Genomic DNA, 22,627 nt, shown 5'->3' with positions numbered 1-22,627 from the left:
CTGGTCAGCGGGTGACGCCGCGGTACACGTCGATCAGCCGCGAGATGAGCACGTCCGGGGCGAACTGCGACTCGAAGCGGGCCCGCGCCACGGGGGCCAGCGCGGCCGCGCCCTCGCGGGCCCGGAGCAGCCCGTCGGCCATGGCGGCGGGCTCCGGCTCGACCACCCAGCCCGCGTCGCCGGCCAGGTAGGGCAGCCCGCCCCGGTCGGTGACGAGCACCGGCCGCCCGCTCGACAGCGCCTCGAGGACGATCGTGGGCAGCACGTCGTGCCAGGTGGAGGCGGCGATCACGCACGCCGCCCGGGCGATCTCGGCGCGCACCGCCGCGTTGTCGACGGCACCGAGATAGGTGACGTCCGATCGGGTCGCGGCGGCCTCTTCGGCCAGCGGGCGCAGCGGGCCGTCGCCCGCGATCCGCAGCGGGCCGAGCGCCCCGTCCGGGTGCCGCGACCAGGCGTCCAGCAGCAGCCGCAGGCCCTTCTCGGGGGAGAGCCGGGCGGCGTAGAGGAACCCCTCGCCGGGGGCCGGGGCCGCGCCCGCGTCGGGGATGCCGTTGGGCTTGACGGTGATCCGCTCGGCCGGGATGCCGAAGTCGGCCAGGTGCGCGGCGATGCGATCCGTGAGCGCGACGAAGTGGTCGACCTGCTTCCAGGTGCCGCGGTGGTAGGCCAGCGTGGCCGCCATGACCGCCGACTGGGCCTTCGAGCCGCGGTAGCACGTGTGGGTCACGGCCGGCAGGGGGAACGTCCTGCCGCGGCACTCGGTGCAGATGTGGCCGTCGCGGAAGTACAGGCCCGGCGCGCACACCTGCCGGTAGTTGTGCACCGTGTGCACGACCGGGACGCCGTGCGCGTGGGCCGTCTTCACGACTGTCGGTGACAACAGTGGATACGGGTTGTGAAGATGTACGACATCCGGCTTCTCGCTCTTCAGCAGCTCGGCGAGCGCCTTCTGCGACGAACCGTTGCGGATCGGCGACAGCGGCAGCAGCACCTTCTGGGCCGTGGAGAACGTGCCGATCTCGTCGGAGCTGCGCAGGAACGGCAGCACGGTGACCCCGGCCGCGCCGAGCTGCGCGATCTCGGCGTCGACGATCACGTTCTCGCCGGAGGGCTGACCGGACGCATACCGGTTGTGTGCGACGACGACCTTCAAGGACGACGCCTCGGGCACCGCCTGAGCATCGTAGGACTTCATGGTGAACAGAGCGTACGGACCCCGGGGTGAGGCAGACTGGACGGGTGCCCGAGCTTCCCGAGGTCGAGGCGCTCGCCGCGTTCCTGCGGGAGCGCGCCGCCGGCCACACCATCGACCGCATCGAGGTCTCCTCGCTCAGCGCGCTGAAGACCTTCGACCCGCCGATCACCGCCGCGGCCGGACAGCCGATCACCGGCGCCTCCCGGCACGGCAAGTTCCTCGACATCCACGTCGGCGAGGACCTGCACCTGGTCACGCACCTGGCCCGCGCCGGCTGGCTGCACTACCGCGACGCGTTCAACGCCAAGACCCCGCTCAAGCCGGGCTCCGGCCCGATCGCGCTGCGGGTGCGCCTCGACGACGAGTCCGGCTTCGACCTGACCGAGGCGGGGACGAAGAAGAGCCTCGCGGCCTACTTCGTGACCGACCCCCGGCACGTGCCCGGCGTGTCCCGCCTCGGGCCCGACGCCCTGGCCGTGAGCGAGGACGAGTTCGCGGCGGCGATGCGCTCGCGCCGGGGCCAGATCAAGGGCGTCCTCACCGACCAGACGATCCTCGCCGGGGTCGGCAACGCCTACTCCGACGAGATCCTGCACGCCGCCAAGATGTCCCCGTTCGCGCTCACCAACAAGATCACGGATGAGGCGATGGCCCGGCTGCACGCGGCGATGCGCACCGTGCTCACCGACGCCGTCGCGCGCTCGGTCGGGCAGAAGGCGGCCACGCTGAAGTCCGAGAAGCGCTCCGGCCTCGCCGTGCACGCGCGCACCGGGCTGCCGTGCCCGGTCTGCGGCGACACGGTCCGGGAGGTCTCGTTCGCGGACACCTCGCTGCAGTACTGCCCCACCTGCCAGACCAACGGCAAGCCCTTGGCGGACCGTCGCCTGTCGAAGCTCGTACGCTGACCGGCGTGCGTCGTGCCTTCCTCGTGGCTTTCGCCGCGTTCTTCCTTCTCGGTGCGGCCTGGGCCCTCGCCCTGCCGGTGAACGGGACCTACGACGAGAAGCAGCATCTCGTCCGCGCCTACGCGGTGTGGACGGGCCAGTGGCTGCCGCACGAGCGGGCCACGGACGCGAGCGGCATCGACACCAGCGCCTTCACCGGCCCGCGCAGCCTGCTGCCGGACAACGCCGACTGCACGTGGATCGACAAGCCCGACTACCACCCGGCGAGCTGCCTGGTAACCACCGGCGACCGGGCGGACACGCTGGTACCGAGCGCGGCCGCGCGGTACAGCCCGGTCTACTACGCCCTCGTCGGCCTCCCGCTGCGGATCAGCCCCGACGGCACCGGCCTGATCTGGGCCCGCCTGCTGTCCGCCGCGCTCGCCGCCGCGCTGCTCGCCGCGGCGATGGCGATCGCGCCGGGCCGGCTGGAGCGGCTCGCCGTCGTGCTGGTGACGACCCCGATGCTCGCGAACCTGGCCGGCTCCATCAACCCCAACGGGCTGGAGATCGCCGCGGCCGTGCTGCTCTTCGTGGCCCTGCTGCACCGCCGCTTCGCGCTCGCCGGCGCCGGGGCCCTGCTGCTGTTCACCGTCCGGGACCTGGGCCCGTTCTTCGCGCTGGCCGCCATCGTCCTGGCGCTCTTCGTGTCCCGGCAGCATCCGCGGGTGCTGCTGCACCGGGCCTTCGCCGTCCCGGCCGCGCTGGGCGCCGCGTTCGCGGTGTTCTGGGCGGCCGTGGCGTCCCGCGGCAGCGACCTCGTGCCGGGCCGGCCGGTGCCGCCGACGAGCACGGGCGCGATCCTGTCCGACATCGCGCACGGCCGCGCCGAGTTCTGGGCCCGCCAGATCGTGGGCCAGTTCAACTACGGGGAGACGACGATCTCGATCGCCGTCATCGGGCTGTGGTACCTCCTGTGCGCCGCCCTGGTCCTGCCCGCCCTCGTGCTGGGCGACCGGCGGCTGCGGCTCGGCGTCGGGGCCGCCTTCCTCGGCAGCGCGGCGCTGCTGGTGGCGCTGGAGCTGTACTTCGCGCCGAAGGTCGGCCACTTCGCCCACGGCCGCTACGTGATGCCCCTCGGCGTCGGCGTGATCCTCCTCGCCCCGCTGGCTGTCGGTTACTCAGCGTGGTTGTCGGCCTCACCCTGGCGTGAGCGCGCGGTGCACGTCGCCGCCGCCCTCACGGTACCGATGCAGCTCTATGCCCTGGCCCGGGTCATGACCCGCTTCGGCCGCGGGATCTCCGCGGGCCTCAACCCGTTCGGCGGCGCCTGGACCCCTCCGCTCGGCAGTCTCGTGCCGCTTCTGTGTGCTTTGGTGGGTGCTGCGCTACTCGGGGTGATTGTCACGCGGAGTTCTGTCCGGCCTACGCCAGTGCTCTCGACAGCGAATACGTTCAGCAACTAGTGTCGGCCGGTCGTCATCGGTTGCTCCGGCTGCCATGGGACACTTTGGACGTGCTTTCCGGTGTCCGTGAACCAGCAGCGACCACGGACTTTGTCGAAACCGGCCGAGCAGAGCTGTGCCGCGCCCCCCGGGTCGCGGCGCGAGAGGACGCACTGAGGTGACCACTAGTCTCCAACGTCCGGCCACCCCGCCGAGCCGGAGATCGACCTTGGGTGAACTCGACAGCTTCGAGATTCTTCCTGATCATGCGGTGGTTCCTGTGGGCCCGAACGGTGTGCCGCGCTCGGGCTGGCAGCGGACCAAACGGGCGGCGCGCTGGCACCGGCCCTACGCGGCCATCCTGGTCCTGCTCGACGTGGGCGCGGTGGCGCTGTCCTCCCTGATCGCCCAGGCGACCCTCGCCAACGCCAACGTCGGCTTCGAGGACGATCCGGGCCTGTTCGGCCTCATCGTCTACGTGTTGCTGCCGGCCGTGTGGCTGGGGGTCCTGTGGGGCCACGGCGCGTATGACCGCCGCTACCTCGGCACCGGCACCGACGAGTTCAAGCGGGTCGTGCGCGCGTCCTGGACCGTCGTGGCGATCGTCGCCTTCGCCGCGTTCGCCTTCAAGATCCAGCTGTCCCGGTTCTCGGTCGGCGCCGCACTGGTCCTCGGCCTGATCTTCGTGCTCGTGTTCCGCTACATAGCCCGCCGTGGCCTGGCCTTCGCCCGCACGAAGTTCCACCTCGCGACCCACCGCATGCTGCTCATCGGCACGCTGCAGGAGGCGCTGGAGGTGCACGCGGCGATCGCCCGGGACCCCGCCTCCGGGCTGGTGCCGGTCGGCATCCACCTCACCGAGGGCTACGCGCCGCGCCCGAGCACCGTCACCCCGGTGCCCGTCCACGCCGGCCGCGACATCCTCTCCCTCGTCCGCGAGCTCAACGCCGACACGATCGCGGTCTGCGGCTCGGCCAGCTCCGAGCCCGTCGAGCTGCGCCGGCTCGCCTGGCAGCTCGAGGGCACCGGCATCGACCTCGCCGTCGCGCCCCAGCTGACCGACATCGCCGGGCCGCGCGTGCACATCCGCCCGATCGAGGGCATCCCGCTGCTCTACGTCGAGGAGCCCAAGCTCTCCGGCGTCGGCTGGCTGTTCAAGAACATCATCGACCGCATCCTCGCGCTGATCGGCCTGCTGCTCGTCCTGCCGTTCTTCCCGTTCATCGCGCTGGCCATCAAGCTGTCGGACCCCGGCCCGATCTTCTTCCGCCAGCCGCGTATCGGCCGCGAGGGCAAGACGTTCCGGGTCTGGAAGCTGCGCACGATGTACGTCGACGCCGAGGACCGCCTCGCGACGCTCAAGGACGAGAACGAGAGCGACGGGCTGCTCTTCAAGATGAAGAACGACCCGCGCGTGTTCCGGGTGGGCCGCTGGCTGCGCGCCTCCTCGGTCGACGAGCTGCCGCAGCTGATCAACGTGCTGATGGGCGAGATGTCGCTGGTCGGGCCGCGGCCGCTGCCCGCCGAGGACGGCGACTTCCTCGGCGACGTGCGCCGGCGGCTGCTGGTGCGCCCGGGCATCACGGGCCTGTGGCAGGTCTCCGGGCGCAGCGACCTGAGCTGGGACGACGCCGTGCGGCTGGATCTCTACTACGTCGACAACTGGTCGCTGATGATGGACGTCCACACGATGTGGCGGACGATCTGGGTCGTGGTCTTCCGCAAGGGCGCCTACTGACGAGCGCCTTGCTGAGGGCGCCGGCCGGACAGTCCGGCACCGCGTGACCGGACCTTTCGGACCTGTCCCCCGCCGGGGTATTCGCCCGGTTGCCGGGCACTCTTCCGCTCGAGCGGCCGGTGGACCACGATGTGCGCGTGGGTGCCAACCTCGCCGCCGGGCTCATCGTCGTCGTGCTCGTGTGCGCGCTCGGCGGGGCCGTCTACGCGGTGATCCGGCACCGGGGCCGCCGCGCCATCGCGACAGCGGCCCAGCGCGCGACGTACGACGTGCTGCACATCGCCGAGCTCGCCGCCGAGCCGCTGCGCAACGGGCTCACCGAGGCCGCGGCCGGCAAGGCCGTGCGGCACCTGCGCGCGCTCACGGGAGCCGCGGGCATCGCGCTCACCGACGCCAGGAGCGTCCTCGCGTTCGACGGCATCGGCGAGCACCACCGCGAGCACGCCGCCACCGCGGCGGCCAAGGCCGTCGCGGCCGGCCGCCCGACCGTGCTCGGCGGCCGGGAGCTGCCCTGCGACCTGGTCGACTGCCCGATCCGGGGCGCCGTGGTGGTGCCCCTGGCCCAGCGCGCGGGCGCGCTCGTCGCGCTCTCCGACGGGCCGCCGGCGCCGGGGCTGGTGCAGGCGACCGCCGAGACCGCCCGGTGGGTCGGCACCCAGCTCGCCCTGGCCGAGCTCGACACCTCGCGGGCGCGGCTGGCCCGGGCCGAGGTGCGGGCGCTGCGGGCGCAGATCAGTCCGCACTTCATCTACAACGCGCTGACCGCGATCGCGAGCTTCGTGCGCACCGACCCCGAGCTGGCCCGGGAGCTCATTCTGGAGTTCGCGGAGTTCACGCGGTACAGCTTCCGCGCACACGGGGAGTTCACGACGCTCGCCGAGGAGCTGCGATCCATCGATCGGTACCTCACCATCGAACGCGCCCGCTTCGGCGAACGGCTCCAGGTGCGGCTGCAGATCGCGCCCGAGGTGCTGCCGGTGATCCTGCCCTTTCTCTGCCTGCAGCCGCTGGTCGAGAACGCCGTGCGGCACGGGCTCTCGCGCAAGCCCGGCATGGGCACCGTCAGCATCGTCGCGCGTGACGCCGGGGCCGAGTGCCACATCACCGTCGAGGACGACGGCGTCGGCATGGACCCGGCCGCGCTGCTCAACGCCGACGACGCCACCGACGCCGGGCAGCACGTCGGGTTGCGCAACGTCGACGATCGGCTACGTTCGGTCTTCGGTGACGGCTTCGGTGTCGTGGTCGAGACCGCGCCCGACGCCGGTACCAAGGTCAGCATGCGCGTGCCCAAATTCCATCCGGGGGTGACCTCGCATTGAGGCTGAACGAGTCCGGACCGGAGGCGAGGCCTTCGTCATTGAGCTCTCTGAGTGAGCACGGCTTTCTGCGCGTGCTGGCCGTCGACGACGAGGTGCCCGCCCTCGACGAGCTCGCGTACCTGCTGCGCGCCGACCCCCGCGTCGGGCGCCTGCACTGCGCCGGGGACGCGACCGAGGCGCTGCGCGTGCTGCGCGACGCCGACGTCGACGCGGTGTTCCTCGACATCCGCATGCCCGGGCTGGACGGCATGGAGCTCGCCCGCGTCCTGGGCCGGTTCGCGAAGCCGCCGGCGGTCGTGTTCGTGACGGCGTACGACGACCGCGCCGCCGAGGCGTTCGACCTCGGCGTGGCCGACTACGTGCGCAAGCCCGTGCGCGCGGACCGCATCGCCGAGTCCATCCGCCGGGTGCTCGCCACCCGGCTCGTCCCCGCCCATCCGGCCGTGGCCGCGCGCCGGGACCGGCAGGACGACCCGACCATCCCGGTGGAGCTCGCGGGCACGACCCGGATGCTGCCGCGCTCGTCGGTGCGGTGGGTCGAGGCGCAGGGCGACTACGCGCGCCTGCACACGGCGGACGCCTCGCACCTCGTGCGCGTCTCGCTGGCCACGCTGGCCGAGCGATGGGCCGATGCGGGCTTCGTCCGGATCCATCGGTCGTACCTCGTGCAGCTCAAGCTCATCACCGAACTGCGCATGACCAACACCGGCTACGTCGTGCTGATCGACGAGCACGAGCTGCCCGTTTCCCGGCGTCACACACGGGAGCTGAAGGATCGCCTGGTGCGAGCGGCCAAGTCCTGGGGCTGAGGTTCTCCACAATTCCTGCACATCGCCGACCGAGGGCCTGCACGGGCGGGCCCTACGCTCCTCTGTATGACAGGTGGAGAGCGCAGGCGCGTGCTCGTGGTGGACGACGAGCGGATGATCGCCGAGTCGATCGCGGTGCGCCTGCGGGCCGAGGGCTTCTCCGTCGACACGGCCCACGACGGGCCCGCCGCGGTCGCCGCCGCCCGGCTCATGCGCCCCGACCTCGTGGTGCTCGACGTGATGCTGCCCGGCTTCGACGGCCTCGAGGTGTGCCGCCGGATCCAGGCCGAGCGGCCCGTCGCGGTGCTGATGCTGACCGCCCGCGACGACGAGAACGACCTGCTCGTCGGGCTGGCCGTCGGGGCCGACGACTACCTGACCAAGCCCTTCTCGATGCGGGAGCTGGCCGCGCGGGTCCACGTGCTGCTGCGCCGCCTCGAACGCCTCGCCCAGGTGCAGCCCGACCCGAACCAGACCCCGATCGTCCTCGGCGACCTCGAGATCAACCGGGCGCAGCGGCGCGTCACCCGGGCCGGCGTCGAGGCGCACCTGACGCCGACCGAGTTCGACCTGCTCGTCAACCTCGCCGCCCGGCCGCGCACGGTGCTGCCCCGCGAGCGGCTGCTCGCCGAGGTGTGGGGCTGGGCCGACGCCTCCGGCACCCGCACCGTCGACAGCCACATCAAGGCGCTGCGCCGCAAGCTCGGCGCCGACCTCATACGCACGGTCCACGGCGTGGGCTACGCACTGGAGTCCGCATGAAGCTGAAGGCGATCGTCGACTTCCTCCCGCGGCCGCTCGACCCGTTGCGGTCGATCAAGCTCAAGCTCGCGGTGCTGCTGCTCGCCTCGGCCTGCGCCGGGCTCGGGGTGTTCTGGATCGGGGTCGGGTGGATCCCGCCGAACACGACGTACATCGCCCTGACCGCCGGCCTGCTCACCTCCCAGGTGCTCGCCCACGGGGTGACGCGACCGCTGCGCGAGATGACCTCCGCCGCCCGCGCCATGGCCCGCGGGGACTACTCGACCCGCGTCCGCGCCACGTCCAAGGACGAGGTCGGCCAGCTCGCGGTCGCCTTCAACCAGATGGTGGGCGAGCTCGCCGCGGCCGACCAGCAGCGCCGCGAGCTGATCGCCAACGTCTCGCACGAGCTGCGCACCCCGATCTCCGCGCTCCAGGCGGTGCTCGAGAACATCGTCGACGGCGTCGCGGAGCCGGACCCGGCCACGCTGCGCACCGCGCTGGCCCAGACCGAGCGGCTGGGGCGGCTGGTGACGGAGCTGCTGGACATCTCGCGGCTGGACGCCGGGGTGGTGCCGCTGGACCGCGAGCTGTTCCACATCGAGGACCTGCTGCACGAGGTCGTCGCCGAGGCCGAGGTGAAGGCCGCGGCGGCCGGGCACAAGGTCGAATACCTCTCCTGCTCGTTCCCGGAGAACGCGCTGGTCAAAGCCGATCGCGCGCGCCTGCACCACGTCCTGACCAACCTCGTCGACAACGCCGCGCGGCACAGCCCGGACGGCGGCACGGTGACCATCGTGGGCCGCCGCGAACCCGGCCGCGTCATGATCGAGGTCGCCGACGAGGGCCCCGGCATCCCGACCGCCGAGCGCGAGCGCGTCTTCGAGCGCTTCACCCGCGGCGCCCGGCCCTCGGGCGGCGGCACGGGCCTCGGCCTGGCCATCGCCCAGTGGCTGACCCAGCTGCACGACGGCACCATCGCGGTCGTCGAGCAGCCGGACAACCTCCCGGGCTGCCGAATCCGCGTGACTCTGCCTGCGTGACTCTGCCCGCGTGACCCTGCCCGCGTGACCCTGCCTGCGTGACTCTGCCCGCCTGACGCTCCGCTTTCCCCCTTTCTCGTGACCGGGCACCACTCCGGCCGCGCAGCCCCGCGCGCCCGTTTCCTGTGATTCATACTCTTTGCGCGTTTCAGGAGCCGACCGTGTCCAAGACCCCTGAGCAGCCTTCCGAGCCGCCGAACAGTCCCGATGGGCCGCGAACACCCGGCCGGGCCGAGCCCGGAGCGTTCGCGGCGCCGAGTCAACCGCCGCATCAACCCCCGAGTCAGGTCGCCCTGGCGCCCCCGCCTCCGCGCCCGATCACGCCGGTGCTGGCGAATCCCGCCCTGATCAGCCCCGTCCGCCTCGGCCCGCCGGCGCCGACGCTGTGGCAGCGGGCGTGGCCGGCGCGCACCCCCGCCGCCGCCACCCCCGCCCTCTACGGCGCGCTGGCCGCCGCCGTGGTCGCCGCGGCCGCGCTCCCGCCGGACCGCCCCGGCATCGGCTGGCCGATCGCGGGCCTCGGGCTGCTGCTCCCCCTGGCCCTGCTCCTGGTGACCCGCGGGCCGGCCCGGCTCGGGGCCCGCGTCGAGGCGGCGCTGTGGTGCGCGGCCGCGCTGGCCCTGCTCGGCGTCGGCTTCTTGCGGGCCGCGGGCTGGCTGTTCGCCCTGAGCGCGCTGACCGCCTTCGGCTGCATGGCGCTCGCGGTCGGCCGGCACCGCCGCGTCCCGGCCGTCCTGGCCGCACCGTTCACGCTGGTCTTCGCCGCGTTCCGGGCGCTGCCGTGGTCGGCCGCGGGCGTGACCCGCCCCGGCCGGCGCGCGAACACCACCCCCGCGGCCCCGACGGCGCTCGCCGCCCCGGCCGGCCCCGACGAGGCCCGGGCCGGGAACAACGGGCTGCGGCTGCTGCTGTCGATCGCCGTCGGCGTGGCGCTCGTCGTCGTGTTCGGCGCCCTCTTCGCCAGCGCCGATCCCGGCTTCGCCAAGGTCGTCGACGCGGTCGTCCCGTCGATCGACGCCGCGACCGTCGTGCGGTGGGCGCTCGTCGCGACCGCGGCCGCCGGCCTGTCGCTGGGCGGGGCCTTCCTCGTGGCGAACCCGTCCGCGATCGGCGATCGGGACGCGAACGCCCGGCCCGTGCGCCGGGTCGAGTGGCTGGTGCCGGTCGGGGCCCTGCTGGAGCTCTTCGCGGTATTCGTGGCCGTCCAGCTCACGGTGCTGTTCGGCGATCGCGGGTACGTGATGCGGACCGTCGGGCTGACGTTCGCCGAGTACGCCCGCAAGGGCTTCTGGCAGCTCCTCGTCATCACCCTGTTGACCCTGTGCGTCATGGGGGTGACCGTCCGCAAGGCGCCGCCCGCCGACCGGGGGCTGCTCCGGCTGCTGCTCGGCCTGCTCGCGCTGTGCTCGCTGGTCGTGGTCGGCTCGGCGCTGTGGCGGATGAACGTGTACGAGGAGGCGTACGGGTTCACGCGGCTGCGCGTGTTCGTCAGCGCCGTCGAGCTGTGGCTGGGCGCGCTGTTCGTGCTCGTCATGGTCGCGGGCCTCACCCCGTCGGCGCGGTGGCTCGGCCGCGCGGGCGTCGCGCTGTGGGTGGTCGTCCTGCTCGGGCTCGCGGTGCTCAACCCGGATCGGCTCATCGCCGCGCACAACGTCGAGCGGGCGGATCGCAGCAACGCCGACATCTGGTACCTCAGCACCCTCTCCGCCGACGCGACGCCCGAGCTCGACCGGCTGCCCGCCGGTCAGCGCGAGTGCGCACTGTCGGGGATCTCCGGCGAACTCGCCGACCATGCGGACGACTGGCGGGGATGGAACCTGGCCCGGGCCCGGGCGCGTCAGATCGTTCCGGAACCGATCGGGGCGGGGGACTACCCCTGCTACCGGCGGTACTGAAGGAAATATCCGAAAAAGGGCACGGGCCGACATGCGAACGGGGGATGTCGGCCCTTGCTTTTGTTTCGCGCGCGTTGCGAGACTGCGGTCCATGGAGCCGTCGACCCCGCGCGTCCGGGTGGTGCTCGGTGACGTCTCCCGGGCCCCGATCCACCCGGCGCGGGCCCGCGAGGAGCTGGAGGAGCAGAGCCCGGTCGGCGCCGCGCTCGCCCGCGGGCTGGTGCGCGCCCAGCTGTCCGTGGCCGTGCGGCTCTCGGCCGTCGTCGCGATCGGGCTCGGCGGGCTGCCGCTGCTCTTCGCGGCCGTGCCGGCGGTCGCGCACGCGCGGCTCTTCGGGGTGTCGCTGCCGTGGCTGCTGCTCGGCGTGCTGGCGTATCCGTTCCTCTACCTGGTCGGCGCCGTGTACGTGCACCTGGCCGAGCGCAATGAGCAGGAGTTCGTGGCCCTGGTCGAGGACCGCGGCCAGAAGTGAGCTCCTACGCCGTGACGGCGGTCGTCCTCGTCACCCTCGCGACCGTCGCCATCGGCCTCTACGGGCTGCGCTTCGCCCGCACCACGTCCGACTTCCTGGTCGCCTCCCGCATGGTCAGCCCGACCTGGAACGCGGCCGCGATCAGCGGCGAGTACCTCTCCGCCGCGAGCTTCCTGGGTGTCGCGGGTCTGGTGCTCAAGCACGGCGTCGACCTGCTGTGGTACCCCGTCGGCTTCGCGGCCGGCTACCTCGCGCTGCTGCTCTTCGTCGCCGCCCCGCTGCGCCGCTCCGGCGCGTTCACGCTGCCGGACTTCTGCGAGGTGCGGCTGCGCTCGAAGCGGCTGCGCAAGCTCGCGACCGCGTTCGTGATGTTCATCGGCTGGCTCTATCTGGTGCCGCAGCTGCAGGGCGCCGGGCTCACCCTGCAGACGGTGACCGGCGCGCCCTACGCCCTCGGCGCGCTGCTGGTCGGGGTCGTGGTGACGCTCAACGTGGCCCTCGGCGGCATGCGCTCCATCACCTTCGTGCAGGCGTTCCAGTACTGGCTGAAGCTCACCGCCCTCGCCGTGCCCTTCGTGTTCCTGGTCATGCAGTGGCAGCACGACGGCCGCCCCGCCCTGACCGCGCCCGACGGGCCCCGCTTCCCCGCCGTGACGACCGTCGCCGTCGACCACGACACCCGGCTGACGGTGGCCGAGCCGACGACGGTCACCGGCCACGGCCTCGTCGACGGCGTGCTGACCGACGGCATCCTCGTGCTCACCCCCGGCGAGCACGCCGTCACCGAGGGCACGGTGCTCGTGTTCGACCAGGCGGCGGCGGTACCGCGAGTGGCCGCCGTCTCCGCGGACTCCCCGCTCGAATGGCTGCGCCCGGGCGAGTCCGCGCAGGACCTGTTCGGCACCTACTCGCTCATCCTGGCGACGTTCCTGGGCACCATGGGCCTGCCGCACGTGCTCGTGCGCTTCTACACCAACCCCGACGGCGCCGCCGCCCGCCGCACCACGCTTGTCGTGCTCGGCCTGGTCGGCGTGTTCTACCTGACCCCGACCCTGTACGGCGCGCTCGGGCGCATCTACACCCCGCAGCTGCTCATGACCGGCAACACCGATGCCGTCGTGCTCCTGCTGCCCTCGGCCGCGCTCGGCGGGGACGTCACCGGCCGGCTGCTGAGCGCGCTCGTGGCGGCCGGCGCGTTCGCCGCGTTCCTCTCGGCCTCCTCGGGCCTGCTCACCAGTGTCGCCGGGGTGCTGTCCACGGACGTGCTCGGGCACGGCTCGGTCCGCGACTTCCGCCGCTCCGCGCTGGTCGCCGGCGTCGTGCCGCTCCTGCTCGCCCTCTTCGTCGCGAGCCTCGACGTCTCCCAGGTCGTCGGGCTCGCCTTCGCCGTCGCCGCGTCGAGCTTCTGCCCGCTGCTGGTGCTCGGCATCTGGTGGCGCGGGCTCACCGCGATCGGCGCCGCCGCCGGGATCATCGCCGGCGGCGGGGCGGCCGCGACCGCGGTGCTGCTCACCGTCCTGGGCGGCCCGCTGGAGGGCTGGGCCGGCGTGCTCACGACCCAACCGGCCGCGTGGTCGGTGCCGTTGGCCTTTCTGGTCATGATTCTGGTCTCCCTGCTGACAAGGCACCGTTTGCCCGCGGGCGTCGGAGCGATCATGCTTCGCCTGCACGCGCCCGATGCGCTGCGTCTGTAGTGGCAAGGGTGGACAGCGTGACCTACGTTCAACATGTGACAGGCGAGCCGAATTCGGCTCTCGCGCTGCGGGGGCTCAGCAAGCGCTTCGATGACAAGGTCGCGGTCGCCGGAGTCGACCTCGACGTGCCGACGGGATCGTTCTTCGGGCTGCTCGGCCCGAACGGCGCCGGCAAGACCACCTCGCTGTCCATGGCCGTGGGGCTGCTGCGCCCCGACGCCGGGCACGCCTACGTGCTCGGCCACGACGTGTGGTCGGACCCGGTCGAGGCCAAGCGGCGCCTGGGCGCGCTGCCGGACTCGGCGCGCATGTTCGACCGGCTCTCCGGCAGCGAGCTGCTGGCCTACACCGGGCTGCTGCGCGGGCTGCCGCAGGACGTCGTCGACGCCCGGGCCGCGGAGCTGCTCGACGTGCTCGGCCTCGCCGACGCCGGGCGCACCCTGGTCGTCGACTACTCCGCGGGCATGAAGAAGAAGATCGGCCTGGCCTGCGCGCTGCTGCACGCGCCGCGGCTGCTCGTGCTCGACGAGCCGTTCGAGGCCGTCGACCCGGTCTCCGGCGCGCTCATCCGGGACATCCTGATCCGCTACGTGCGCAACGGCGGGACGGTCGTCTTCTCCAGCCACGTGATGGCCGTGGTCGAGAAGCTGTGCACGCACATCGCGATCCTGGCCGACGGGCAGATCAAGATCGTCGGTACCACGGACGAGGTGCGCGGCGGCCGCGAGCTCGAGGACGTCTTCGTCGACATCGTCGGCGGCCGCGTCTCCACGGGCGCGGAGCTGTCGTGGCTGTGACCGGCGGCTCCGACGCCCCGATCCCGCAGCCCCGCCCCGGCGCCGACCCGGGACCGCTGTGGCCGGACATGGGCACCGCACACCCAGACACCGCACACCCAGACACCGCACACCCAGGCACAGCGCAGCCGGGCACCGCGAAGGCGGGTACCGCGCACCCGGCCGCCGTCGGCGTGCCCGCGCCGCGGCCCGCACCGCCCGACACGCCCACGCTGCGCCCGCGCGAGCCGATCGCGACGGGCCAACCGCGGATCTCGTACTTCGTCCGCCTCAAGCTGCGCATCCTGGGCAACTCGCTGCGGCCCGGCCGCTCGCACCCGGCCGACTCGGCGCGCAAGCGGTTCGGCCGGCACTCGCGGCTCATCCTGTTCATCCTCGGCGCGCTGTTCGGGCTCTGGGCCGCGTTCCTCGGCTTCGCCGCGTTCGCGGCCAGCAGCCTGGCGACCGGGCAGCTGCGCCCGACCGTGGCCGCGTTCGCCGGGGCCGCCGTGGTGCTCGCCTGGATCTTCGTGCCGCTGCTGTTCTTCGGCGTCGACGAGACCCTCGACCCGGCGCGCTTCGCGCTGCTGCCGGTGCCGCGCCGCACGCTGATCGGCGGCATGCTCGCCGCCGCGTTCGTCGGCATCCCGCCCACCGTCACGCTGCTGGCCACCCTCGGCTCGGTCATCGGCGCGGCGTACCACGGCGGCGTCGCGGCCGCGATCGTCGCGGTGCTCGGCGCGGCCGTCGGCCTCGGCGTGTGCGTGGCCGCGAGCCGGGCGGTGACCAGCGCGTTCGCCCGCATGCTGCGCTCGCGCCGGGTCCGTGACCTGGCCGCGCTGCTGATCGCGCTGCTGGGCATCTCGTGCAACCCGCTGTTCCAGCTCGTCTTCGCGCTCGTCCAGCGCGGCGAGTCGCGGCAGGCGACGCTGGTCGGCGAGGTGCTGTCGTGGACCCCGCTGGCGGCGCCCTACGTGGCGTACGTCGACGCCGCGGACGGCAACTGGGCGCTGGTCCCGGTCCGGCTGCTCATCGGGGTGGCCGGGATCGTGCTGCTGCTGTGGTGGTGGCAGCAGACGATCGAGTCGGCGATGATCGGCAGCGCCGCGGGCCCGGGCGCCAACCGCCGGGCCGCGACCGGCGAGGCCCCGGTGCGCGCGTTCATCCCGCGGATCGTGGGCTTCCTGCCGGCCGGGCGGTTCACGGCCCTGCTGTCGCGGGAGCTGCGCTACTGGCTGCGCGACCCCCGCCGCCGGGCGAGCCTCATCTCGCTGCTGGCCGCGTCGGTGGTCATCCCGTTCGCGTTCACCTTCGGCGCCAACGGCGGCCGCTCGGGCACGCCCGGGCTGAGCCAGCACGCGCTCGTGTTCTCGCTGATGTTCGCGGGCGCGTTCGTCGGCCTGGTGCTGGTGAACCAGTTCGGCAACGACGGCACGGCCTACGCGCTGCACATGCTCACCGAGGTCCCCGGCCAGGTCGAGCTCGCGGCCCGCGCCGTCGCCGTGGGGGTCCTGGCGTTTCCGCTGCTGCTCGTCGGTACCGTCGCCGCCTCGCTCCTGAGCGGGCACGCCGCCGAGCTTCCGGCCGCCGTCGGGGTCGGGCTGTGCTCCTTCGGCATCTCGGTGGGGGCCGCCGGCATCACCTCCGTGCTCGCGCCCTACCCGATGCCCGAGTCGACCAACCCGTTCGCGATGAACAGCGGCCGGGGCGGGGCCAAGGGTCTGCTGTCGTTCGTGAGCATGTTCAGCACCTGGATCCTGACCGCGCCGGTGGCCGTCGCCTTCGCGCTGCTGCCGGACGGGCTCACCTGGGTCGTGCTGCCGATCGGACTCGCCTGGGGCTCCGCCATCGCCTGGGTCGGCACCCGGATCGCGGGCAACCTGCTGCAGCGGCGCGCCCCCGAGGTGTTGGCCGCGGTGACCCCGAAGCGGGCCTGACGTTCGCGACAATGGGGGCGTGAGCATCCACGCCTCCGACCCGTTCGCCACGCCGGACGAGCGCAAGTCGCCCGTCCGGCGGCTGCGCGGGCGGCTGCCGGCCGCCGTCACCCTGTGGACCGCCGCGAGCGAGCACCACGGCGAGCGCGGCCTGACCGTCTCGTCGCTGCTCGTCGCGGACGGCGAGCCCGGCCGGGTGCTCGGGCTGGTCGACGACGAGAGCGACCTGTGGGCGGCGGTCGAGGAGAGCGGGCGGTTCGCGGTGAGCCTGCTGGCCGCGGACGACCGGCAGCTCGCGGACCGCTTCGCGGGGCTGATGCCGGCGCCGGGCGGGCTCTTCGCCACCGGCGAGTGGGAGCGCACCGGCTTCGGGCCGGTGCCGCGCGGGCGCAGCTGGGCCGGGTGCCGGCTGGCCGGGGCCGAGCCCAAGGGCTGGTCGCTGCTCGTGGAGGCGGAGATCGAGCACGTCGAGCTGCTCGACGCCGGCGGGGAGCCGCTGGTGCACGAGCGCGGCCGCTACCGCCGCTGAGAACGTTTCGATACCACCGGTAACCGGTGTGACGGGTGTCACTGGGCGCACGGGCGGTGCCGTTCGGCGCACGTGCGGTACCGATGCCGGGTAAAGATCTTTATAGATGCCTGCCGGGTTCCTACCGTGCGCGGTTACCCGCACCACACCCCAATGGCAGGTGGTGATCAACCATGAGCACCGAGACCCCGGCTCCCGAGGAGACCGGCGAGAACCGCTACGTCGCCGTCGCCCGCACGCCGGAGTTCGACGCGCTGCGCAGCACGCTGCGCAGGTTCGTCTTTCCCGTGTCCGCCGCGTTCCTCATCTGGTACGCGCTCTACGTGCTGCTGTCCGCATACGCCCGCGACTTCATGAGCACCAAGGTCGTCGGGCACATCAACGTCGCCCTGATCTTCGGGCTCCTGCAGTTCGTGTCGACGTTCCTGATCGCGTGGCTCTACGCGCGCTACGCCGAGCGTCGCATCGACCCGCTGGCCGACGACCTGCGCGCCAGGATCGAGGGCGCGCCGGCCGGCACCACAGCAGTCGCCGCGACGACGGAGGGAGAGGGCGATGCGTGATCAGGTGTACCTCGCCGCGACGTCGGTGACGACCCAGCGCACGCTGACCCTGACGCTGTTCGTCATCCTGGTCGGCGTCACGCTCGGCATCACCATCTGGGCGAGCCGGCAGAACCGCACCGCCGCCGACTTCTACGCCGGCGGCCGCTCGTTCAGCGGCTTCCAGAACGGCATGGCGATCGGCGGCGACTACATGTCGGCGGCGAGCTTCCTCGGCATCGCCGGCATCATCGCGCTCAACGGCTACGACGGCTTCCTCTACAGCATCGGCTTCCTGGTCGCGTGGCTCGTCGCGCTGCTGCTGGTGGCCGAGCTGATGCGCAACTCGGGCCGGTACACGATGGCCGACGTGCTCGCGTTCCGCATGCGGCAGGCGCCGGTGCGCACCGCGGGCAGCATCTCGACGATCATCGTGTCGATCTTCTACCTGCTCGCCCAGATGGTCGGCGCCGGCGCGCTCGTGGCGCTGCTGCTGGGCATCAAGGCCGGCGACACGTTCATGGGCATGAGCGCCGAGACCGCGAAGATCGTCACGATCGCGCTCATCGGCGTGCTGATGATCGTGTACGTCACGGTCGGCGGCATGAAGGGCACGACCTACGTGCAGATCGTCAAGGCGTTCATGCTGATGATCGGCGCGCTCGTGCTGACCCTGCTCGTCCTCGCGCACTACAAGTTCAACCTGTCGAGCCTGCTCGGCGAGGCCGCGGCGAAGTCGGGCCGCAACCCGACCGACGCGTTCCTCGAGCCCGGGCTGCGCTACGGCCGCGAGTTCGCCGGCAACGCCACGGCGACGCTGGTGAGCAAGCTGGACCTGATCTCGCTCGGCCTCGCGCTGGTGCTCGGCACCGCGGGCCTGCCGCACATCCTGATCCGGTTCTACACCGTCCCCAACGCCAAGGCGGCCCGCAAGAGCGTCGTCTGGGCGATCGGCCTCATCGGCGTGTTCTACCTGATGACCCTGGCGCTGGGCTTCGGTGCCGCGGCGCTGGTCGGCCGCCAGGCGATCGTCGCGCAGGACGCGGCCGGCAACACCGCGGCCCCGCAGCTGGCGCAGGAGCTGGGCAAGCGGTACCTCGGCGGCGACTTCGGCGGATCACTGCTCCTGGCGATCATCGCCGCCGTCGCCTTCGCCACCATCCTCGCCGTGGTCGCCGGGCTCACCCTGGCCTCGTCCTCGTCGCTGGCGCACGACCTGTACGCCAACGTGATCAAGCGGGGCCAGACCGACGAGCGGCAGGAAGTCGTCGTCGCGCGGTACTCGGCGTTCGTCATCGGCGCCGTGGCCATCGTGCTCGGCATCGTGGCCCGCAACCTCAACGTCGCCTTCCTGGTGGCGCTGGCGTTCGCGATCGCCGCGTCGGCGAACCTGCCGGCGATCCTGTTCTCGCTGTTCTGGAAGCGGTTCAACACCCGCGGCGCGACCTGGGGCATCTACGCAGGCCTCATCTCGGCCGTCGGCGTGGTGCTGCTCAGCCCGATCGCCTGGGGCGGCGTCAGCGACGCCCGCACCCCGGCGACGCTCACCGCGGCCCAGGCCAAGGACTGCGGCGTGGCGCAGACCTCCAAGGAGGTGTCCAACGCCACGGCGCTGTTCAGCTGCACGACGGCGGCGCCGATCCCGCTGGAGAACCCGGGCTTGATCTCGATCCCGATCGGGTTCATCTTCGCCGCCATCGGCGCGATGACCAGCAAGGAGCGGGACCGGGACAAGTTCAGCGAGCTGGAGGCCCGGTCGCTGACCGGCGCCGGCGCGCACTGACGAAGTTCACCGAAAGAGTGCCGGGTCCGGGGGTGCCGCCGAGCCCCCGGACCCGGCACCGGGACACGCTAGGCTGTCGGTCATGGTCGTTGCGCAGCGTTACGGCGAGGGTCACCGCGTCCTTCTGACCGGTGGAGCGGGGTTTGTCGGGTCCCATCTCGCGGATGCCCTGATCGCCCGAGGGGCCGAGGTCGTCGTTGTCGACAACTTCCTCACGGGGAGTAAGGACAACGTCGCGCACCTGCACGAGAACCCAAGGTTCACCCTGGTCGAGGCGGATGTCACCGAGCCGCTGCCGGCCGTCGACGCCCTCACGGCGCGTTTCGACGCGATCATGCACTTCGCCTCCCCGGCCAGCCCGACCGACTTCGCGTCGCTGCCGGTGGAGATCCTGCGGGTCGGCTCGCTGGCCACCCTGCAGCTGCTGGAGCGGGCCGCGGCCGACGGGGCCCGGTTCATCATGGCCTCGACGTCCGAGGCCTACGGTGACCCGCTGGTGCACCCCCAGCCGGAGTCCTACTGGGGCAACGTCAACCCGATCGGCATCCGCAGCGTCTACGACGAGGCCAAGCGCTTCTCGGAGGCGGCCGTCATGGGCTACCACCGCGGCCGCGGGGTCGACGTGGGCATCGTGCGGATCTTCAACACCTACGGCGAGCGCATGCGCCCCGACGACGGGCGCGCGATCCCGACCTTCATCTCCCAGGCGCTGCGCGGCGAGGCGATCACCGTGCACGGCACCGGCACGCAGACGCGCTCGATCACCTACGTCTCCGATCTCGTGCGCGGCATCCTGGCGCTGCTCGACTCCCACGAGACCGGCCCGATCAACTGCGGCACCACGCACGAGATGACCATGCTCGAGCTCGCCGAGACGATCGTGCGGATTTGCGACAGCTCCTCCCGCGTGGCGCTCATCGCCCGGACGGCGGACGACCCCGAGCGGCGCCGGCCCGACCTGACCAAGGCGCGTGAGCTGCTGGGATACGAGCCGGTCGTCGGGCCCGAGGAGGGACTCGCCCGCACGGTCGAGTATTTCCGCAGCCGCTGACACTCCCGGGTTCGTGCCGCGCCCGTCGCGCTTGCGTGGCGCGAGGGCGCCGGGTTCGTATCGTGGTGCTATGCCCACCACGCCTGCCTCACGCGGCCCAAATTCCGCGGGTCGCGCCTCGGTGCCCGGCGCGCTCGCTCCGACGTCGGGCGCGCGCGCCCGAGTTTCCGCAGCCAACGCCCCGACCAGCCCCGCGTCGCCAGGCGTGTACGGCCGGCCGGGTTCGCCGCCGCCGCCCAACCGCCCGGGTCGCACCCCGGGCAACGGCGGCCAGTACTCCGGGCGCAAGAAGATCCGTCCACGCTGGGGCCGCATCGCACTCGTCGCCGGCGCGGGCATCGTCGTGCTGGCCCTGCTGGCCGGCCTCGGCGGCTACATCTACTACCGCAACGTCGACTCCGGCCTGAACCGCGACGACCCGTTCTCGCAGATCACCGACGGCCGCCCGCCCAAGGTGGCCGACGGCGCGCTGAACATCCTGCTGCTCGGCAGCGACTCCCGCGACCCCGACAACAAGGGCAAGGCGGGTGAGTGGCGCACCGACACGATGATCATGATGCACATCCCGGCCGACCACCAGAAGGCCTACCTGATCTCGATGCCGCGCGACCTCTACGTGCACATCCCCAAGAGCAAGACGACGCAGTACGGCAACACGAACGCCAAGCTCAACGCGTCGTTCTCGTGGGGCGGCACCCCGCTGACGGTGCAGACCATCGAGGAGTACACCAAGGTCCGCATGGACCACGTGCTGCTCATCGACTTCGGCGGCTTCAAGCAGGTGATCGACGCCCTCGGCGGCATCGACATGAACATCGAGAAGGACATCACCTCGATCCACCCGCCGAAGCGGCAGTTCAAGAAGGGCATGAACCACCTCAACGGCGACGAGGCCCTGGACTACGCGCGGCAGCGCTACCAGTTCCCCGACGGCGACTTCGCCCGCATGCGTCACCAGCAGGAGATGATGAAGGCCATCCTCGACAAGGCCGTCAGCTCCGGCACGGTGACCAGCCCGTCGAAGCTCAACTCGTTCCTCAAGGCCGTCACCAAGGCGATGACCGTCGACAAGGACTTCTCGCTGGCCGACATGGCGCTGCAGTTCCGCAATCTGCGCAGCGACGACCTCACCTTCATGGTGAGCCCGAACGACGGCAGCAAGAAGATCAACGGCGAGGACGTCGTGGTGCCGGACAAGGAGAAGGCGACCTCGCTCTACGAGGCCGTCCGCACCGACAAGATGGCCGACTGGATGGCGACCAACGGCCCGAAGCCCTCGGCGGCGCCGTCGGCCAAGACCAAGTAGAGCGCGTAAATCGGGCAAGCCCGGGCATGTCTCCCCGCGAGTGGGGTTGCATGCCCGGGCTGTCGTCTACATCTCATTGCCCGAATGCCTGGCGAACGAGTAGAAATCGCCCATCGATGGCCAAGCAGGGGACCGCGCCCGGGTGGCTCGGTCGGCGGATCTGTGGCCGCGAACGTAGACTCGGATGAATTCCCGCCCACGCGCGGGCGGGTTGGCTCGGGGGCATCGAATGCAGCAGGAGCTCGACGGTCAGGCCGGCACATCCACCGAAGACGTCACCGCCGCGAGTGAGAATACCCCGGAAAGCGCGGAATCCTCCGAATCCACACCATCTGAATCCCCGGTTGCCACGAAGCGGGCCGGGAAACGGAACAGGGTGAAGCTCCCCGGCCGCGACCCGATCTGGGCCCGGCTGCTCATCGCCTTCGGACTCGTCGTGGTGCTGCTCTCGGCCACCGCCGTCGTCGGGGTGAACGCGCTCAACCGGCGCTACACGGCGAGCATCAACCAGAAGACGCTGCTCGGCGACAGCTCGCGCGCCGGCAACGCCGACGAGACCCGCCACGCCGCGATCGACGGGCCGCTCAACTTCCTGCTGCTCGGCTCGGACCTGCGCGCCCTCGACCCCGAGGACGGCCAGCGCTCCGACTCGATCATCATCCTGCACATCCCGGCCACGATGGACCGGGCCTACCTGCTGTCGATCCCGCGCGACCTGCGGGTGCCGATCCCCGCCTTCGCGGCGACGGGCTTCCGCGGCTCGTCCCACGAGAAGATCAACGGCGCGTTCCAGCACGGCGGCGGCGGCGAGGGCGGCGTGCAGCTGCTCGCCGAGACCCTGCACAACGTGCTCGGCATCCGGTTCGACGGCGCCGCGATCGTCGACTTCGACGGCTTCAAGACCGCGGTCGACCTGCTGGGCGGGGTCGACATGTGCATCGACCAGAAGGTCACCTCGATCCACCTCGGCTGGGACGACAACGGCAACTACCTCTCGCCGGCGAACGGCGGTCACCCGGCCGTCTACGAGCCCGGCTGCCACCACCTCGAGTCGTGGCAGGCGCTGGACCTCGTCCGGCAGCGCAAGAGCCTCGCCAACGGCGACTACGACCGCCAGAAGAACCAGCAGAAGTTCATCCGGGCGATGCTCGACAAGGCGCAGGAGAAGGACCTCACCACCAACCCGATCGCGCTGGACAGGTTCATCCGGGCGATCGGTCAGGCGCTGACCGTCGACACCAACGGCGTCTCGCTGGCCGACCTGATGTTCGCGCTGCGCAACGTCAGCCCCAGCAACCTCATCGGCCTGCAGGTGCCGTCCGAGCCGCAGGACATCGGCGGCATCTCCTACGTGGTGGCCCTGCCCGAGTCCGAGGGTCTCTACACCGCCATCCGCGACGACCTGCTGGACTCGTGGGCGGTCGAAAACCCCACGTGGGTCAACCACATGTAGCCTGTTTTG

Annotated in this window: 19 protein-coding genes; 18 read left to right on the top strand and 1 reads right to left on the bottom strand. The window is 72.0% G+C overall.

The annotated features are described in order from the left end of the window. Nucleotides 1-4: 4 nt before the first annotated feature. Nucleotides 5-1,156, bottom strand: coding sequence for a glycosyltransferase family 4 protein (locus tag ACQP1P_RS46865; RefSeq protein ID WP_433090433.1), 1,152 nt, complete (start codon nt 1,154-1,156; stop codon nt 5-7). A gap of 86 nt (nt 1,157-1,242) precedes the next feature. Here ACQP1P_RS46865 and ACQP1P_RS46860 point away from each other — a divergent pair, with 86 nt between their 5' ends. The 18 genes from ACQP1P_RS46860 to ACQP1P_RS46775 all read left to right on the top strand — a co-directional run bounded on the left by ACQP1P_RS46860 (nt 1,243) and on the right by ACQP1P_RS46775 (nt 22,618). Further along, the gene (locus ACQP1P_RS46860) at nt 1,243-2,103 is read left to right on the top strand and encodes an Fpg/Nei family DNA glycosylase (RefSeq protein ID WP_433081702.1); all 861 of its coding nucleotides are present in this window, start codon (nt 1,243-1,245) and stop codon (nt 2,101-2,103) included. Nucleotides 2,104-2,108: 5 nt separating this feature from the next. After that, nucleotides 2,109-3,548, top strand: coding sequence for a DUF2142 domain-containing protein (locus ACQP1P_RS46855; protein WP_433081700.1), 1,440 nt, complete (start codon nt 2,109-2,111; stop codon nt 3,546-3,548). A gap of 208 nt (nt 3,549-3,756) precedes the next feature. Further along, nucleotides 3,757-5,265 carry a sugar transferase gene (locus tag ACQP1P_RS46850; RefSeq protein ID WP_433081698.1) on the top strand — a complete coding sequence of 503 codons (1,509 nt, stop codon included), beginning with the start codon at nt 3,757-3,759 and terminating at the stop codon, nt 5,263-5,265. Between the two features lie 137 nt (nt 5,266-5,402). After that, on the top strand, nt 5,403-6,587 hold the full coding sequence (locus tag ACQP1P_RS46845) for a sensor histidine kinase (protein ID WP_433081696.1): 1,185 nt from the start codon (nt 5,403-5,405) through the stop codon (nt 6,585-6,587). Between the two features lie 47 nt (nt 6,588-6,634). Further along, complete coding sequence (locus ACQP1P_RS46840; protein ID WP_433090431.1) at nt 6,635-7,396, top strand: LytR/AlgR family response regulator transcription factor; 762 nt, start codon at nt 6,635-6,637, stop codon at nt 7,394-7,396. 66 nt (nt 7,397-7,462) lie between these two features. Further along, entirely contained in the window at nt 7,463-8,158 is a 696-nt protein-coding gene (locus ACQP1P_RS46835) for a response regulator (protein WP_433081694.1), read from the top strand. Then, nucleotides 8,155-9,180 carry a HAMP domain-containing sensor histidine kinase gene (locus ACQP1P_RS46830; protein ID WP_433081692.1) on the top strand — a complete coding sequence of 342 codons (1,026 nt, stop codon included), beginning with the start codon at nt 8,155-8,157 and terminating at the stop codon, nt 9,178-9,180. The genes ACQP1P_RS46835 and ACQP1P_RS46830 overlap by 4 nt, the downstream gene beginning before the upstream one ends. Nucleotides 9,181-9,506: 326 nt before the next feature. After that, nucleotides 9,507-11,075 (top strand): DUF4153 domain-containing protein, encoded by a 1,569-nt coding sequence (locus ACQP1P_RS46825; protein ID WP_433081690.1) that lies wholly within the window; start codon nt 9,507-9,509, stop codon nt 11,073-11,075. A 91-nt stretch (nt 11,076-11,166) separates the two neighbouring features. Beyond that, nucleotides 11,167-11,547 (top strand): hypothetical protein, encoded by a 381-nt coding sequence (locus ACQP1P_RS46820; protein ID WP_433081688.1) that lies wholly within the window; start codon nt 11,167-11,169, stop codon nt 11,545-11,547. Beyond that, on the top strand, nt 11,544-13,241 hold the full coding sequence (locus tag ACQP1P_RS46815; RefSeq protein WP_433081687.1) for a cation acetate symporter: 1,698 nt from the start codon (nt 11,544-11,546) through the stop codon (nt 13,239-13,241). The genes ACQP1P_RS46820 and ACQP1P_RS46815 overlap by 4 nt, the downstream gene beginning before the upstream one ends. Before the next feature lie 35 nt (nt 13,242-13,276). Continuing rightward, complete coding sequence (locus tag ACQP1P_RS46810) at nt 13,277-14,038, top strand: ABC transporter ATP-binding protein (protein WP_433081685.1); 762 nt, start codon at nt 13,277-13,279, stop codon at nt 14,036-14,038. Next, the gene (locus tag ACQP1P_RS46805) at nt 14,029-15,954 is read left to right on the top strand and encodes an ABC transporter permease (protein ID WP_433081683.1); all 1,926 of its coding nucleotides are present in this window, start codon (nt 14,029-14,031) and stop codon (nt 15,952-15,954) included. The genes ACQP1P_RS46810 and ACQP1P_RS46805 overlap by 10 nt, the downstream gene beginning before the upstream one ends. 19 nt (nt 15,955-15,973) lie before the next feature. Next, complete coding sequence (locus ACQP1P_RS46800; RefSeq protein ID WP_433081681.1) at nt 15,974-16,483, top strand: flavin reductase family protein; 510 nt, start codon at nt 15,974-15,976, stop codon at nt 16,481-16,483. Between the two features lie 173 nt (nt 16,484-16,656). Continuing rightward, a complete protein-coding gene (locus ACQP1P_RS46795; RefSeq protein WP_433081679.1) occupies nt 16,657-17,046 on the top strand; it encodes a DUF485 domain-containing protein in 390 nt (129 codons plus the stop codon). Continuing rightward, nucleotides 17,039-18,808, top strand: coding sequence for a solute symporter family protein (locus ACQP1P_RS46790; RefSeq protein ID WP_433081677.1), 1,770 nt, complete (start codon nt 17,039-17,041; stop codon nt 18,806-18,808). Before ACQP1P_RS46795 ends, ACQP1P_RS46790 begins: the two co-directional genes overlap by 8 nt. An 82-nt stretch (nt 18,809-18,890) precedes the next feature. Further along, on the top strand, nt 18,891-19,859 hold the full coding sequence (locus tag ACQP1P_RS46785) for a UDP-glucuronic acid decarboxylase family protein (protein WP_433081675.1): 969 nt from the start codon (nt 18,891-18,893) through the stop codon (nt 19,857-19,859). Nucleotides 19,860-19,929: 70 nt separating this feature from the next. Further along, nucleotides 19,930-21,165, top strand: a complete 1,236-nt coding sequence (locus ACQP1P_RS46780) for an LCP family protein (RefSeq protein WP_433081673.1) — start codon at nt 19,930-19,932, stop codon at nt 21,163-21,165. A 376-nt stretch (nt 21,166-21,541) separates the two neighbouring features. Further along, nucleotides 21,542-22,618, top strand: a complete 1,077-nt coding sequence (locus ACQP1P_RS46775) for an LCP family protein (RefSeq protein ID WP_433081671.1) — start codon at nt 21,542-21,544, stop codon at nt 22,616-22,618. The last annotated feature ends 9 nt before the right edge of the window (nt 22,619-22,627 follow it).

The sequence above is a fragment of the Dactylosporangium sp. CA-052675 genome (assembly GCF_050947935.1).
Lineage (GTDB): Bacteria > Actinomycetota > Actinomycetes > Mycobacteriales > Micromonosporaceae > Dactylosporangium.
This window is presented reverse-complemented; position numbering and strand designations above follow the sequence as displayed.